General features: G+C 44.2%; 14 protein-coding genes and 1 other annotated feature. Of the genes, 6 read left to right on the forward strand and 8 right to left on the reverse strand.

Annotated features, from left to right (window positions below; translation table 11 throughout):
* Positions 1 to 27: 27 nt before the first annotated feature.
* The 4 genes from NYE72_RS25755 to NYE72_RS25770 all read right to left on the reverse strand — a co-directional run bounded on the left by NYE72_RS25755 (position 28) and on the right by NYE72_RS25770 (position 6,060).
* The gene (locus tag NYE72_RS25755) at positions 28 to 2,133 is read right to left on the reverse strand and encodes a penicillin-binding transpeptidase domain-containing protein (protein WP_076105304.1); all 2,106 of its coding nucleotides are present in this window, start codon (positions 2,131 to 2,133) and stop codon (positions 28 to 30) included.
* Positions 2,134 to 2,164: 31 nt separating this feature from the next.
* Positions 2,165 to 4,240, reverse strand: coding sequence for a penicillin-binding protein 2 (locus NYE72_RS25760; RefSeq protein ID WP_339210728.1), 2,076 nt, complete (start codon positions 4,238 to 4,240; stop codon positions 2,165 to 2,167).
* 173 nt (positions 4,241 to 4,413) lie between these two features.
* A complete protein-coding gene (locus NYE72_RS25765; RefSeq protein WP_036685274.1) occupies positions 4,414 to 5,559 on the reverse strand; it encodes a transglutaminase-like domain-containing protein in 1,146 nt (381 codons plus the stop codon).
* 63 nt (positions 5,560 to 5,622) lie between these two features.
* Positions 5,623 to 6,060 carry a hypothetical protein gene (locus tag NYE72_RS25770; protein ID WP_036685280.1) on the reverse strand — a complete coding sequence of 146 codons (438 nt, stop codon included), beginning with the start codon at positions 6,058 to 6,060 and terminating at the stop codon, positions 5,623 to 5,625.
* A 270-nt stretch (positions 6,061 to 6,330) separates the two neighbouring features.
* Here NYE72_RS25770 and NYE72_RS25775 point away from each other — a divergent pair, with 270 nt between their 5' ends.
* Together NYE72_RS25775 and NYE72_RS25780 are read left to right on the forward strand one after the other, a co-directional pair.
* On the forward strand, positions 6,331 to 7,518 hold the full coding sequence (locus NYE72_RS25775) for an MFS transporter (RefSeq protein WP_038573195.1): 1,188 nt from the start codon (positions 6,331 to 6,333) through the stop codon (positions 7,516 to 7,518).
* Between the two features lie 133 nt (positions 7,519 to 7,651).
* On the forward strand, positions 7,652 to 7,999 hold the full coding sequence (locus tag NYE72_RS25780; RefSeq protein ID WP_036685586.1) for a DNA primase: 348 nt from the start codon (positions 7,652 to 7,654) through the stop codon (positions 7,997 to 7,999).
* A gap of 96 nt (positions 8,000 to 8,095) precedes the next feature.
* Here the strand turns inward: NYE72_RS25780 and NYE72_RS25785 are convergent, their stop codons facing one another.
* Complete coding sequence (locus NYE72_RS25785; protein WP_141118578.1) at positions 8,096 to 8,713, reverse strand: SCO family protein; 618 nt, start codon at positions 8,711 to 8,713, stop codon at positions 8,096 to 8,098.
* A gap of 23 nt (positions 8,714 to 8,736) precedes the next feature.
* Entirely contained in the window at positions 8,737 to 9,669 is a 933-nt protein-coding gene (cyoE, locus tag NYE72_RS25790) for a heme o synthase (protein ID WP_036685285.1), read from the reverse strand.
* A 232-nt stretch (positions 9,670 to 9,901) separates the two neighbouring features.
* On the opposite strand from cyoE, the gene NYE72_RS25795 reads away from it, so the two are divergent.
* Positions 9,902 to 10,903, forward strand: a complete 1,002-nt coding sequence (locus NYE72_RS25795) for a metal-dependent hydrolase (protein WP_076105306.1) — start codon at positions 9,902 to 9,904, stop codon at positions 10,901 to 10,903.
* A gap of 104 nt (positions 10,904 to 11,007) precedes the next feature.
* On the forward strand, positions 11,008 to 11,196 hold the full coding sequence (locus NYE72_RS25800) for a hypothetical protein (RefSeq protein WP_038573198.1): 189 nt from the start codon (positions 11,008 to 11,010) through the stop codon (positions 11,194 to 11,196).
* A 1-nt stretch (position 11,197) separates the two neighbouring features.
* On the opposite strand, the gene trpS is transcribed toward NYE72_RS25800, so the two are convergent.
* On the reverse strand, positions 11,198 to 12,184 hold the full coding sequence (gene trpS / locus NYE72_RS25805; RefSeq protein ID WP_036685592.1) for a tryptophan--tRNA ligase: 987 nt from the start codon (positions 12,182 to 12,184) through the stop codon (positions 11,198 to 11,200).
* Positions 12,185 to 12,247: 63 nt separating this feature from the next.
* Positions 12,248 to 12,487, reverse strand: a binding site (T-box leader).
* A gap of 134 nt (positions 12,488 to 12,621) precedes the next feature.
* Here trpS and NYE72_RS25810 point away from each other — a divergent pair.
* On the forward strand, positions 12,622 to 13,596 hold the full coding sequence (locus NYE72_RS25810) for an aldose 1-epimerase (RefSeq protein ID WP_076105307.1): 975 nt from the start codon (positions 12,622 to 12,624) through the stop codon (positions 13,594 to 13,596).
* A gap of 201 nt (positions 13,597 to 13,797) precedes the next feature.
* Positions 13,798 to 14,028: an alpha/beta-type small acid-soluble spore protein gene (locus NYE72_RS25815; RefSeq protein ID WP_036685295.1), complete on the forward strand. Its 231-nt coding sequence runs from the start codon at positions 13,798 to 13,800 to the stop codon at positions 14,026 to 14,028.
* Positions 14,029 to 14,181: 153 nt separating this feature from the next.
* Here NYE72_RS25815 and NYE72_RS25820 read toward each other — a convergent pair whose 3' ends face one another.
* Positions 14,182 to 14,592 carry a hypothetical protein gene (locus NYE72_RS25820; RefSeq protein WP_036685297.1) on the reverse strand — a complete coding sequence of 137 codons (411 nt, stop codon included), beginning with the start codon at positions 14,590 to 14,592 and terminating at the stop codon, positions 14,182 to 14,184.
* Positions 14,593 to 14,773: the final 181 nt, after the last annotated feature.

Below are 14,773 nucleotides of genomic sequence, written 5' to 3' on the forward strand. Positions count from 1 at the left end.
TTTTAAATCTTAGCCATAGGGTCAGAGTTACTCGGTACCTGTAGTCTCTCCCTCCTTCGCATTATCATTAGTATTATTGCCAGACTGGAGACTTTTCTTTGGAACTCCATCAAGCCCATATTCCCAATCATAGGCATCAAATATTTTACGTGCGACTGGTGCCGCACTTTGTGAACCAAAGCCACCTTCAGGGATTACAACCGCCACAGCCAACTTAGGATTATTACGTGGAGCATATGCAATAAATACCCCATTATCGCGAATTTCACCCTTAGCTACTTGCTGAGAGGTTCCCGTCTTACGGGCAAAGTCATAAGGGAAATCAGAAAAAGCACTAACTTCACTTCGCATCCCCTGCTTAATTTCATTCCAGTAGGACTTATCGAAGTTTGTTACTTCATCAAGCACCTCACGTTTAAATTCTTTGATTATATTTCCATCTGCATCAGTAATCTTGCTAACCAGTTGAGGTTTAATCCGCTGTCCTTCATTAGCAAGTGTAGTAACATACTGTGCAAGCTGCATTACTGTATAACTTCCTTGTTGTCCGAAAGAGGCATAGACCAGTGCGGACTGCGCACTACCAGCAGCTTCTATATTGGTATAGTTTCTTTGACCCAAGAATTCATTAGGCAGGTCAATTCCCGTAGATACACCAAGGCCGAACTCTTTCATATAGACATCCCAGATGTCTATCCCTTTGCTTTTATATTTGTCATACAATCTTTTACCGACCATATCGACCATAAATGCATTCGAGGATTTCTCAATGGCTCTAGCAGGATCCAAAGAACCATATACGTGGTTAGAAGAGTTTCTTACCTTCGTTTCATGCCCAGACTTACCAAAAGTCGCAAAACCTCTATCCTGATAATAAGAAGAAGTTGAAAACAACCCTTCATTCAGGCCCACGAGTACACTCAAAGGTTTAATCGTTGAACCTAGAAGCAGTACAGATCTTAGTCCGTTCCCTGAGGTTCCCGAAGAAATAGGAGTGATCGTACCGTTCTGATAATTATCCATAATACTGTTCCAGACATCTGAAGACAAAGAACCTGATGTCCAAACATTCGTATCATAGTCAGGCATACTCGCCATAGCGACAATATTACCAGTATCCACTTCCATCGCTACTGCATATCCCGTTAAAGCATTCGGATGCGTTCTGCCTTGTACGGTATTAGAGTGCAACCATTTGAGCTGATCTGTTATCGCCTGTTCTGTCTTCATCTGAACGTTCTTATTAATTGTTGTCCAGATGTCATTTCCTTTGACAGGCGGAACGACACGCTCAATTTTCTCCGCCATATTCTGTGGATTGACGGAAATTTCCTGATAGCCGTTTTGCCCGCGAAGCTCACGCTGATATTTCAGCTCCAGCCCATCGAATCCAACAAATTCATCATCCTTATACGTTAGCCCTGGCTCCGGATTGTTTTTCATAGCACTAAGAATGTTTTTATAAATATTAAGACTGTTCGCGGATTTGAAGGGTTTGATATAACCAATCGTCTGTACAGCAACCGTATCTTTATCGTAATGACGAATGCTCTCCTCGACAATCTCAAGCCCCGGATATTCTCCTTTATGCTCCATGAAATAAGCTACTTCTTCAGTAGTCAGATCAGCCTTAATTCGCCGTGCCATAAAGCCAAGTGATTTACGAAAATATAAATCCAGCGCATCAATTACATCTTTCTCCGTCATCTTCTCTGCATTTGGATTACCATATTTATTGAAATCAGCTACCAGCTTGGCTGCCAAGGCATCAGACTTGGCCTTAGCCTCTGGGGTCAGCGTTGTTTTACCGGTGACTTTATCTGTTTCCTTAGCCGTATACTCTTTATTGAGCGTGATATACAGCGATTGAACAGGTGTGGAATAAGCTAGCTTCTCACCGCCTGCAGCGTATATAACCCCTCTCATGGAAGCTAACGGTACATTTTTAGTATCTCTACTCGTCTCTACCTCAGTTAAAGTTGGACCTTCCACGAACTGCAGGACAGCTAGCCGGATGATGATTACGCAAAATATAACGAACGTGCTAAAGAAAAACACGTTGAGTCGCAGGCCAATGGAACTTTTGCTGCTGGTCTCGTCAGGAGGTGAGGCCTGCTTACGGAAAAAACTCACAGTTTTTCTCTCCTTTTTCTCTAATTTAAGCTTATTGTTCTTGAACGGGATCTGCCACAGGAGGAATATTCTTCTTTGGAACCCCATCCAGCCCATATTCCCAATCATAAGCATCAAAAATCTTACGGGCAACCGGAGCTGCACTATTGGAGCCAAAGCCGCCCTCCGGAATCACAACCGCTACAGCCAGTTTCGGATTCTCACGTGGAGCAAAGGCAATAAAAACCCCGTTATCACGGTTTATATTTTTTCTATCCGTTTTTTCAGAGGTTCCTGTCTTACGGGCAAAATCATAAGGAAAATCGTCAAAAGCACTAACTTTACTGCTCATTCCCTTTTTGATTTCTCTCCAGAACGATTTATCAAAGGTTACTTTATTAAGCACTTCTTTTTTAAATTCCTTAACCACCTTACCTTGCGCATCCGTAATCTTACTTACAAGCTGTGGTTTAATTCGCACACCTTCATTTGCAAGTGTAGTAGCATACTGGGCAAGCTGTAATGTAGTATAACTGCCTTGCTGGCCAAAAGATGCGTAGACGAGCGCGGCCTGCGAGCTCCCTGCAGCCTTGAAATCTGTATAGTTAATCTGACCTGGTGATTCACCGGGAAGACCACTTTGTGTTGACACACCCAGTCCGAACTTTTTCATATATTGGTCCCAGACCTCTACGCCTTTATCTCCCAGGTATTTCTTATAAAGTTGCTTTCCGACCATATCCACCATAAATACGTTAGAGGATTGCTTGATAGCATCAGCCGGATACAGTTTTCCATAGACATGACCTGATGAATTTCTAACCGATGATTTATCATCCTTACCGAAATAGGTAATCCCCACATCTGGATAAGTGCTCGAGGTGCTAAAAAATCCTTCATTTAAACCAATTAATACACTTAACGGTTTGATGGTCGATCCCATGAATACAAGAGAGCTAAAATCATGACCCGATCTCCCGGAAGAATTCGAGGTAATAGTACCATTCAGATGATTGTTCATAATTTTATTCCAGACGGATGTAGGCAACGAGTCCTTTGTCCATACATTCGAATCGTAATCCGGCATACTCGCCATAGCGACAACATTACCAGTCTCTACTTCCATTGCTACTGCATAACCTGTTAAAGCATCAGGATGAGTTTCGCCTTGAACAGCATTGGTGTGCAGCCATTTAATCTGATCCAAAATAGCCTGTTCAGTCTTCATCTGAACATTCTTATTAATAGTCATCCAAATATTATTGCCTTTTACAGGGGGAACGGTCTGTTCTACCTTCTCCGCCATATTTTGAGGAGTGACCGAAATGACCTGATAACCATTTTCTCCGCGCAGTTCGCGTTGATACTGCATTTCCAGACCATCAAATCCTACATATTCTTCCGTTTTATACATAAGTCCCGGTGAAGAATTGTCTTTCATTGCACTACGAATATTTTTGTACATCGCTATGTCTTCGGTTGATTTAAAAGGTTTGCCAAAACCCACCGTCTGCACAGCTACCGTATCTTTATCGTAGTGGCGTACACTTTCTTCCACAATGGTAATACCTGGATATTCATCCTTGTGTTCCATGAAATAAGCTATTTCTTCTGAAGTTAGCCCTGCTTTTATACGACGCGGTACATAACCCAGATACTTTTTAAAGTCCAGATCAAGTAAATCCAGCACGTCCTGCTGCGTTAACTTGGGGGCATCTGCACTTCCATATTTCTCAAACTCCGCTACTAATCTTGCTGCAAGGTCATTAGACTTATTTTTCGCTTTTTCCGTTAGTGAGGTTTCACCCGTTACTTTATCGGTAGTTTTAGCTGTATATTCCTTATTTAGGGTAAGATAGAGCGACTCAACAGGTGTAGAATAGGCTATCTGCTCACCCCCGGCAGCAAAAATAATCCCTCGCATGGCTGCCAGCGGAACAAACTTCGTATCCCGTTTAATCTCTTCTTCTGTCAGCAAAGCTCCCTCAGTAAACTGCAAACCTGCAAGACGCACAATAATGATACAAAAAATAAAAAAAGTGCCAAAGAAAAACAGATTCAATCTCAGACCTACAGAATGTTTCGAAGATTTCCCGTCCGCAGGCGGGAGCTGCTTCCCAAAGCTCACCAGCTTTCTTCCCTTCTATATAAAAATAATGTCTGAATTGCCTTAGCCAGCGACATTGCTCTTATAATGAAGGTGATTTCTAAGAAGCTGATTGTGAGCATTGCACTCGCATTTATGTTAGAGCAGTTGGTATGAGTTTATTGTACCACACGGAAGGAGTGCGGCGCCCTCACTCAGAGTGCGTTCTCCCTAATATGCGTATCGTCAAAATCCTTCGGATTAAACCAATCTCCGCTGCTCGCCCAAGTGGGATCCAATGGAATCCAAGCTTGCCGGTCACTTATATAAACTTCATTCCAGGCATGTGCGCCATACCCGCCTCGACCATCATAGCCTTGCCCCGTTACAACGCGCACCTGTAACCCTTGAGAGCGGGCCATAACAGCGTAAAGACGGGCATAATCAATACATACCCCTATGCGTGTGTCGAAGGTATCCTGCGGGGTCTGTTCATGCCAAATTCTATTTTTTTCATAATTTTCCGCTTTGGCGTAATCATAAGTTACTCGTGTTCCTACCCAATCATACAGTAGTCTGGCTTTCTTCTCGTCTCCTTGCGCTTGTCCAATAATATCTTCAGCAGCTCCCACAATATCTTGTGGAATGTCATGATCGATAACTTCATATTTTCTGCGCAGAATATCATTCATCTCAGCTGCAACGGTCTTCGTCAGAATAGGCAGCTTTTTCTGCACTGTCTCCCCAACAAAGGGTTCAAATACAGCGGCAGCGCTTTGACTGTAGATCGGAGAAGATTCCACATAACGGCTAAATTGACTTTCTGGATTTAGGCCAACACAAATGAAGAGAGCGAGCACAATAATTAAACCACGAGTCAAGCCTATAATTAATCCTATGATAGCTCCACCCATACGGCTTACTTGCGTAATCTTTCTGTCCTTAAATGTCTTGGTGCGCCGTAGCTGGTGGAATGGAAGCAGCATAGACAACAATCCCAGAAGCATGCGAATTAAGATATAAGAGAGCAATAACAACAATAGAAACCGCACCAGCGGCGATTCCGCCAGCACAGACACAGCCGTATAATAAATTTGCTGCCACTGGGTCAGCTGTTTATCAGGCAGACTTATTCCTGCTGCCCAAGTCTGAACATGAGGATTGAGATACGCCGCAGCAGGAATGGCCAGCACCAAAGAAGCTATTGTAAACAGTCCTGTTCCCAGCAGACCGAATAATCTTCCGGTAGCACTTGAGAACCCTCTGCTCCAGCCTTGCAATAGTGAAAAGACTACTACCAGCAGGAGGGCGATGGAGATGATATTTGCATCACTCAGACTAGTCAACCAACCGTTTATCATATCCAATCTCCCCTTTCAGCCGCCCGCTTGCTTGTTTTTGATAATCATTTAAACTGAGGCCGTTTATTGATGTTTCCGAGCTTCCTCGATAAATGTTTGTGTGGTATCTGTAATACTCCACTTCCCAAGACTAACTCCGCGGAAAGTAACCTCTACCTTATCTTCACCAGTAGTACCTTTCACTTCAATATTCGGAGTTGTGATCGTAAATGTTCCGTCACCATTTGAAGTGTACTTCGCATCCTGCGCCTCTTTAAGCATGACCTCTTGTGCTTCCTTCTTCAGCGTGCTTACCGTTCCATCTGCCACCTTATTCACAGCGTTACCAATTTGGTCCATTGTCACACCACTATAGATGAATAGACCTACAACGATAATAATGACAATCGCCCATTTCAACATCGTTTTGACCAAATTAACAACCGCGAACAACAGAACAAGCGCAATAACAATAACTAACCAATTCTCTCTAATAAACTGTGACCACACCTCTGGATCCATCAACCTCACAACACCCCTATCGCCTAGTTTCGTCCTAAGGATTATCTCCTCCATAGACATGACGCCAATATTAATTATTATACATGAATGCCCATCATAATTCATGGTTCCACAGCCAGAGAAAGGTATACCTGCTTACAGGAATTAAAAAAGCGGTATAAGCCCTCTCTGTCCCACGTAAAGTACAAGTAGTTGCTTAAATTTGATCTTCTTAAAATACGCCTTCCTGCATTAACCTTTATTGTAGGTGGCTCTCGGAGGTGTTTCCCTGTGAAAACTGCGCTATGGCTGTACCTGTTTCTTTTTCTGGCGTTTTTTGATTTACATGCACAGTATCCTATTCTAACGCCCTTTGCCATCTCTCTTGGTGCGGGACCCGCCTTTATTGGCTGGATGATGGGCATGTATTCGTTGACCCATCTTCCTGGCAATTTGCTCGCAGGCGTACTCGTCGATCGTAATGGCAGCCGCCGCTACATCGTCTTTAGCCTTGTTACTGCGGGAGCCATTCTATTGCTGCAGGCTCACGCTCAGCTTCCGTGGCATTTGCTGATGCTACGAGCAGCAAGCGGGTTCGCGCTCGCCTTCCTCTCTCCGGCGTGCATGACCTTGCTGGCTTCATTATCATCTGATGCCACTGAGCAGGGGAAATATATGTCCGGACATGGTATCGTTCATACCTTAGCTTCAGTGGTATCCCCAGCAGCGGGTGCCTTTATCGTAGCTAAAGCTGGCTATTCCGGCACCTTCACCACATTGGGATGGTTGCTTATCGCTACAGGAATCATGGCTTTTTTCAGTGTACCGGCGCCTGCCCGGCGTTTAGTACGCCCTGTAAACTCAGCAGCACCTCCTTTAAAAAATCAGGATCTTCCTTCGGTCCCTATATCCGATCCCAATCCAGTTTCCAAACGTTATTATCTGCTGCCTTTTTTCGTTTCTTGTTCACAAGGGGTTCTGTTCTTTGAGCTTCCTCTATCTCAGACCGGAAGTAATAGCATTGTTTCCACAGGTATTCTTTTATCGCTCCTTAGCTTAGGGGCTTTGGTAACACTCAGTTTGTTCTTCCTGAACCGCTTTTCCCCAGGAGGAAGAATAGCCGTGGCCTTGCTAGGAATGGCCCTTTGTTTTTTTGCGCTCGCCTCACTTCACAGCATTCCCGCTTCCGTTATTCTCTTTATGCTGGGTGCAGCCAAAGGAATATTATTTCCTGCAATGGCTTCGCTCTTTATTAGTCTAGGTGGACCAGGACGTATGGGACGCACCTTCTCCATGCAGTCGATAGCCATGTCACTAGGTGCATTCGCAGGGCCTGTGGCCGCAGGACAACTAAGAGACGTTGTTTCGCCTTATTTCATTGCCTTTCTATTGCTGATGGTTGCACTATTACTGCTTCCGCCAAAAAATTCAGCCAAGCTGTCCACCTACTCTTCCAAATGGAATGGGCGGGCCGCATGATTTATTGTTTTTACGACATTTCCCGGGGAATGAAGATTTTCCTGTAGAAACAGTTGTTAAAACTGCTCCTCCTTCGGTAAACTATAATGAGTCTGAAAGTTCAGGCTTCATTTCCGGAGGTGATTGTCAGCAAATGTCCATTACGATTATTGTCGAAGGCAAAAACGATCGCAGCAGATTACGACGCGTGCTGGTACCGGAAGTCGAAATCCTCTGTACCTTTGGTACATTAAATACGCTCAAACTCGAGTCCCTGCGACAAAAAGTAGGAGATGGAGAAGTATATCTTTATATGGATAACGACAGTTCAGGCAAAAAAATACGCGGGATTCTCCGCGATGCCTTTCCCGATGCTGGTCACATCTATACGCGCCGGGGTTATGCCGGAGTGGAGGGCACTCCAGATGAATACAATATTAATCAGCTTGAAAAAGCGGGTCTGGAAGAGTTCATCATTTACCCTGAACCCATTCCTTTTTGATTCGCGATATATTGCCTAAGAAATTAAAAACGCCTTTTTCGTTATCCCTTCAATAAACGGGATTCGAAAAAGGCGTTTCTGTTATGCGGTTATGTTCTATTCACGAGCCAATTCATTCAGCCTATCGGCAAGAAATTCAGGCGTTACGTTATCCGTATCTCCTGCGTCATACAATGCACGGAGACGATTGTCTCGATCAACCAATGCTATGCGATTGGCATGTACGAAATTTTCTTTACTATTCCCTGCAATTAGTACTTTAAAAGAATCAGTTGCCAGCTTACGAATCACTTCCTGATCCCCCCGTAAGAAGTACCAACCCTTATAATCTGCCTGGAAACGGTCCGCAAAGGTCTTAATGGCTTCACGTGTATCATTCTCTGGATCAAAAGAAATGGAGACGAACGCCGTATCTTTTCCAAAGTTGCCCTCGTCAACCAGAATCTTCTGTGTCTGGGATAACAGGAACGTAGTTATAGGACATACATCCGGACATTGCGTGAAAAAAAAGTATACCAGCCGTGCCTTACCTTGTGTATCAGCCAGAGTAATCTGGTCTCCATCCACATTTTCAAGTGAAAAGTCCTGCACTTCTCCGATTACCGGCAGTTTTTCTTTTCCTAAATTCAAAGAATTAACTGCCAGATAACCAGCCATTACCAAAGCAAGCAATAGTAGAATCCAGGTCCATTTATAACGCTTAAAGGTCTGCACGGACAATAATACCCTCCCTCTTCTTAACCGTGAATCGTATTTAATACAAGTACGATCAAACTTACCGTTAGGTAGTTAATGGAGAAGAGGAAGTTCTTCTTCGCCCAGACTTCGTCATCTTTTGCTGCAAAGCCCATCAAGGTTATGATTAACCAAGCCAGGGACAGCGCTGTTGAAATCACCAGATAAAAAATGCCTGCATAATCGTAGGCGTACATTAACACTGGAATAGGCAGTAACAGTGCTACATAAGGAATCATTTGAAACTTCGTACGACGTGTTCCTTTGACTACAGGCAGCAGTGGGAAACCTGCGGCTCTATATTCTTCTTTACGTCTAATCCCGAGCGCCCAGAAATGGGGAGGTTGCCACAGAAACAACATCGCAAACATCAGCCAAGCCCCTAGATCAACTGTTCCCGTAACTGCAACGTAGCCAATTACCGGTGGCATAGCTCCAGAGATCGCACCTACTGAAGTGCTCCATGTTGATGTCCGTTTCAACCAAAGGGTGTATACTACAACGTAAACGAACATCCCTACAATCCCGAACAGACCGGCTAAAACTCCGGAAAAAGCAAACAGCACAATCAAACCCGCAATCCCAAGCCCAATAGCATACAGCAATACGGTTTTGGGTTTCAATCGTCCTGTAGGAAGCCCACGATCGCGCGTTCTTTCCATCTTCATATCCAGATCACGGTCGAAATAGTTATTAAAAACACAGGCCGAAGCCATAACCAGCATTGTACCGAGCAGAGTCAGAACTAATCTGCCGTATTGAACATCCCAACCTGAAGCCAGCCAATATCCTGCAAAGGCAGCGATGAGGTTAGATCGGATAATACCGGGTTTTGTTACGGTAATGAAATCACGCCAACTTGCACCTTCCGGTGGAGATTTTGCAGACATAGCTGCAGAATCGGAAGAAGCTTGAAATGTTATATGATTATCCACACCAAATGATCCTCCTTCTAAACAAACTTCTAACGTTCTAGCCGAAGCACTAAATAGACTTCGCTGTTAACTTTATCATATCAAACCCGAGGAGACTTTGACAGTCATGGCACAGTATGTTCATGAATTTGACAATTACGTGACAATATTTATTTTCAGCCCCTTAATAACCTAAGCCGTATTTGGGTAATTATTAATAATGTACTTCCGAACAACAAAGGAGAACTGACCAATGGACACCGCTACACATTTAGTTATGGGCATAGGGTTAGCCGGACTTTCTTTCGTCGATCCCGTCGTTGCTTCTGACCCTAAACTGGCCGGGGCCGTTATGCTGGCAACGATTTTAGGCTCACAGGCTCCTGATGCCGATACCGCATTACGACTAAAGGACAATGCAATATATATTCGTAATCACCGTGGAATCACACACTCCTTGCCTTTTCTAATTTTGTGGCCCGCTCTGATTGCCCTAGTCTTAGGGCCTCTGTTTGGATTTACTGATTTGGCAGCTTTAAGCCATGTTGCACTCTGGGGTTTCATAGGTGTAGGCGTGCACGTCTTCTCTGATCTGTTTAACACCTATGGAACTCAGGCGGCCCGTCCATTCACTGAGAAATGGATCGCCTGGAATATCATCCACATTTTCGATCCATTTATTTTTGGCAGCCATATCGCAGCTATTCTGCTCTGGATCACTGGGATTGTTCCGCCTAAACCTTTATTTATTACGCTTTATGCCTGTACCATTCTTTATTATATTTGGAGAACGATTGTTCATGCCCGCCTTACACGAAACATCAAGCTTAAAGATATACACCATACTGCTGGCGAACGTTATATTGTAATCCCTACAATTTCACTTAAACGCTGGAACGTAGTTAAAGTGAAAAAAGACGGCAGTTATGACGTTGGGCAGCTACTGAACAACCGTCTGGAATGGTTCAAACATGCGGTCTGCTCGAATCATCCCGCTGTGGAAATATCCAAGTCGCATCCAGATATTCAGTCCTTTTTATATTTCACCTCTTATGCGGTGGCCGAAGTGGAGGAGCTTCCTTCAGGATATATGGTGCGCTGGGGAGACGTTCGTTATTTACACCGCAAACAATACCCTTTTGTGGCTGTATTAGTTATGGATAACCAATATAAACCTTTAAATACTTATGTAGGCTGGCTTAGCAGCGATAAGCTCGACAAACGATTTTCCATCGACCCTGGTTCTTTACGATGAAACTGTAGACTTACTGAGAGAACTATTCTATAATCACAAAAAATCCCGGAGTATTTATAATACTCCGGGATTCATTTTAGCAGACACGGAAAGGAAGGCTCTTAATGGGTAAAGGACTCTCACTTTGGTTCGCTTGTTCTTCTATTCTTATTCTCACTGCCGCTTCAATCGCGATCAGCTATAGCTTCTGGCTAGCACTTCTGCTTGGTTTTCTCTGCGTATTGAATATTGGCTGGGGATTTATCCTCAAAGCCAGAATTAGACGCAAACAGGAAAGTTTAAGCTCTGATTAGATTAACGAGCTGGCAGAAAGCCCATCCGCTCTTTTACGCCATTCAATGTCTCAGCTGCAACAATACGTGCGCGTTCAGCACCTTCGGCAAGAATATCAGTGATCGCACCTGAACTGCGAATTTCATGATATCTTTGTTGCAAAGGCTCAAGTGTGGACACAACCACTTCCCCAAGATCCTTCTTAAAGCCACCATACATTTGTCCCTCATAACGATCGGCAATTTGCTGGAGGGACATTCCAGAACATTCCGAGTAAATACTCATCAAGTTACTAATCTCTGGCTTATTAGCCGGATCAAAGATAACTTCACGTCCAGAATCAGTCGTTGCGCGGCTGATTTTTTTACGGATCACATCCGGCGAATCCAACAGGGCAATATAGCTGCCTGCATTTGGGCTGCTCTTGCTCATTTTTTTAGTGCCATCATCCAGAGACATAATGCGTGCGCCCACTTCAGGGATATACGGTTCAGGAATCGTAAAGAATTCGCCAAAACGGTTATTAAATCGGCCAGCTAAATCACGGGTCAACTCCAAGTGCTGCTTCTGATCTTCACCTACTGGCACAAGATCCGCATTATAAACAAGAATATCTGCTGCCATTAAAGAAGGATATACGAATAGGCCCGCGCCAACCGAATCCTTACCTGATGATTTATCTTTGAACTGTGTCATACGCTCAAGCTCGCCCATTGCCGTTAGCGTAGTCATGATCCAACCCAATTCCGCATGCTGAGGCACATGGGACTGCATATATACATTCGAACGCACAGGATCAATTCCTGCCGCGATAAAGAGTGCAGCTACAGCTTCAGACTGCTCACGCAGTGCCGCAGGATCTTGAGCAACGGTGATCGCATGCATATCGACAACCATAAAGAAACATTGATGATCGTCTTGCAGCTTCACAAAATTTTTCAGCGCTCCGATATAGTTACCCAAAGTTAGAGAACCGCTCGGTTGTATGCCTGACATTACTTTTTTCAACATAATATAGACCTCCGTTAGATGTGATTTCCAATTTCCGAGAACGCAAAAAAAGCCTCATCCGCAAGGGACGTGAGACCGTGGTGCCACCCTTATTCGCTGCTAAACCTTTGTATAGTCAAAAGGAAACAGCCTTAGTCTTCCGTTAACGGGGAAGATCCGGCCGGTCTACTAGGGTATCTTGCTCCCGTTCAAGCGCGGCGCTCAGGGGTCCATTCATCAAGAGTGTCCTACCGGTTCGCATCAACCACCGGCTTTCTGAAGGTACACTTCCTGCCTACTTGTCCCCGTCATCACATTCTCATCATAATTTAATGCCTTCATCATAGAACCATAAAGAGAAGTTGTCAAATCACTTAACCACTTCCGTATAAATCTGTTATGATAAGGTTATCCATGTTCTATTCGATTACAGTTACGATAAAGGAGCATATCTCATGAAACAGGTGACCAAAGGGCAGTGGGGCGGTTATGATACTTATATTTTGCACAGCCGCGAACTGGAAGTCACGCTTTTGCCGCGACTAGGAAACAACGTGATTTCATTGTTTGATGTAAAGGAACAACGGGAAATTCTGCGGCGGCCTGATGAAAGCGATCAAGCTTTCTTTATGCAAAAACCTTACCATTTTGGCATCCCGCTCTTAATTCCACCCGGAAGAATTCGTAAAGGAAAATTTCAATTCGAGGGTACAAGTTATCAATTTGACCAGAATACCGCTGGTGACAATCATATCCATGGTCTACACCGGACTCAATCCTGGTGTGTCAGCGATATTGAAGAAGACGAGGACGGTTGTGCAGTCACTACTGAATTCCTTACTGAAGATGATCCACACTGGATGGAGCAATTTCCCATTCCACTCAAATTCGAAATGACATTCAGGCTTCAGGATGCCCGGCTCAGCCAGACTTTAAAGGTTACAAATCTCGGCGATCATCGTATTCCCTTTGGGATCGGTTATCACACCTGGTTTATGATCGATGGAGAACCTGAACGCTGGAATCTCAAATTGCCCGTAAACAGCATTTATGAACTAAACGATGAATTGCTCCCTAGCGGCAATCTAATTCCACTCGGTGATCTAGAGTCTCTAAATTCTGGAATTAACCTACAGGGAACTAATTTTGATACCGCTCTGCGTATTGGTGACAAGCAGCCCGTAGAAGCATTGTTATTACGCGATGATGGTTATGGTCTTCGTTATACGGCCGACGAGAATCTTTTTCGCCACTGGGTCCTGTATACCAAAGGACCAGCCGATCAATTTCTGTGCATCGAACCTTATACCTGGCTCCCGGATGCTCCTAACGTTTCCGACGATCCTTCCTTCACTGGCTTGCTGAAGGTAGAACCAGGTCAAAGCCTTGAGCTGTCCACTATGCTGGAAATGATCTATCCCGAGAATTAAAGCAGATATACATTATATCGGTCTTCCCTTGCGTTTACGTAAGAGAAGGCCGATTTTTTGTGCGAGCTTAGTTATTTAGGCTTTCCTACCCTTACTTTTAATCGACTAATAATTACCATCCTTAAAACCTTTCGATAGCATGCATGAATTAGCCTCTTAGCGCTCATACTATCTTCACAACGGGCGAAGGAGGTGACACACATGGGTCAAGCAGGTCAAGGTCGTAGCAGCCGTTCCAATAACCTTGTAGTTCCTCAAGCAAATGCAGCGTTGCAACAATTGAAATATGAAGCAGCACAAGAGCTTGGAGTAACGATCCCAGCTGACGGTTATTACGGGAACTACACTTCCCGCGAAACTGGTTCTTTGGGAGGTTACATCACTAAACGTCTAGTACAACTGGCAGAACAACAACTGTCCGGTCGTCAGTAACATCGTTATCTTAAGTGTTTTATCCGGCTGAGGTCTTAAAAAGCCCATTGCCGACTAGCTTTCAAACCTCTCACACTTCTTCCAGAAGCTGTGGGAGGTTTTTCTAATTTATACCCTATAATCCGAGCTGCATGCAATCTTTATGTAAAACGTTTAACTTAAAAATTGATCAGCACTCTCGGCGTAAGCATTACGGGGAGATCGAATCATCAGATTCGCCATATTATAATTGGACTCCAGCGTAGCATCTACGATTAGCTTTCCCTGTCTTATAGCGAATTCATAGCTGATCTCACCATGAGTCCAGCGCCGTTTGTATTTCAGACTCTCCAGTGCCATTAGACGAAAAGAAGACTGCTGACTCTCCGTTATTCCTTCCTTTACTTCTGTGAATCCACCACCCCGACCGGCTAGAGGGTGATGACGTATGCCGAATTTGCCAATGGTATTATTTCGTATTTGCACAAATACCGTACCGGAAGATAGTCCCGATAATTCCTCTTGCAGTTCCCTAAACACCAAATCCATCTGTCTTGCTAATGATAGCTGTTCTGTCTTAAGCATATCTTTCCTCCTAAAAGTTTTGTGAGCTTAGCTTCTTCGAGTTCACTTCGTCTTTTATAAATCGAACCCTAAATATTTAGGCTAAGGATCCGTCGCTACTGCGGGGAATGTTTGGACTTCCAGCCGCTGTTGTCTCCAAATTTCTTGAATTCTTACGCGTACAGCGGGTGAAATTCGGAGA

Origin of the sequence: Paenibacillus sp. FSL L8-0333 (assembly GCF_037965665.1) — a bacterium.
Lineage (GTDB): Bacteria > Bacillota > Bacilli > Paenibacillales > Paenibacillaceae > Paenibacillus_AQ > Paenibacillus_AQ odorifer.

What these genes read in the sequence shown, in the direction of transcription:
- NYE72_RS25765 (WP_036685274.1), bottom strand. Translation starts at nt 5,559, where the DNA reads ATGATAAACGGTTGGTTGACTAGTCTGAGTGATGCAAATATCATCTCC.
- NYE72_RS25770 (WP_036685280.1), bottom strand. Translation starts at nt 6,060, where the DNA reads ATGGATCCAGAGGTGTGGTCACAGTTTATTAGAGAGAATTGGTTAGTT.
- NYE72_RS25780 (WP_036685586.1), top strand. Translation starts at nt 7,652, where the DNA reads ATGTCCATTACGATTATTGTCGAAGGCAAAAACGATCGCAGCAGATTA.
- NYE72_RS25795 (WP_076105306.1), top strand. Translation starts at nt 9,902, where the DNA reads ATGGACACCGCTACACATTTAGTTATGGGCATAGGGTTAGCCGGACTT.
- NYE72_RS25800 (WP_038573198.1), top strand. Translation starts at nt 11,008, where the DNA reads ATGGGTAAAGGACTCTCACTTTGGTTCGCTTGTTCTTCTATTCTTATT.
- NYE72_RS25810 (WP_076105307.1), top strand. Translation starts at nt 12,622, where the DNA reads ATGAAACAGGTGACCAAAGGGCAGTGGGGCGGTTATGATACTTATATT.
- NYE72_RS25815 (WP_036685295.1), top strand. Translation starts at nt 13,798, where the DNA reads ATGGGTCAAGCAGGTCAAGGTCGTAGCAGCCGTTCCAATAACCTTGTA.
- NYE72_RS25820 (WP_036685297.1), bottom strand. Translation starts at nt 14,592, where the DNA reads ATGCTTAAGACAGAACAGCTATCATTAGCAAGACAGATGGATTTGGTG.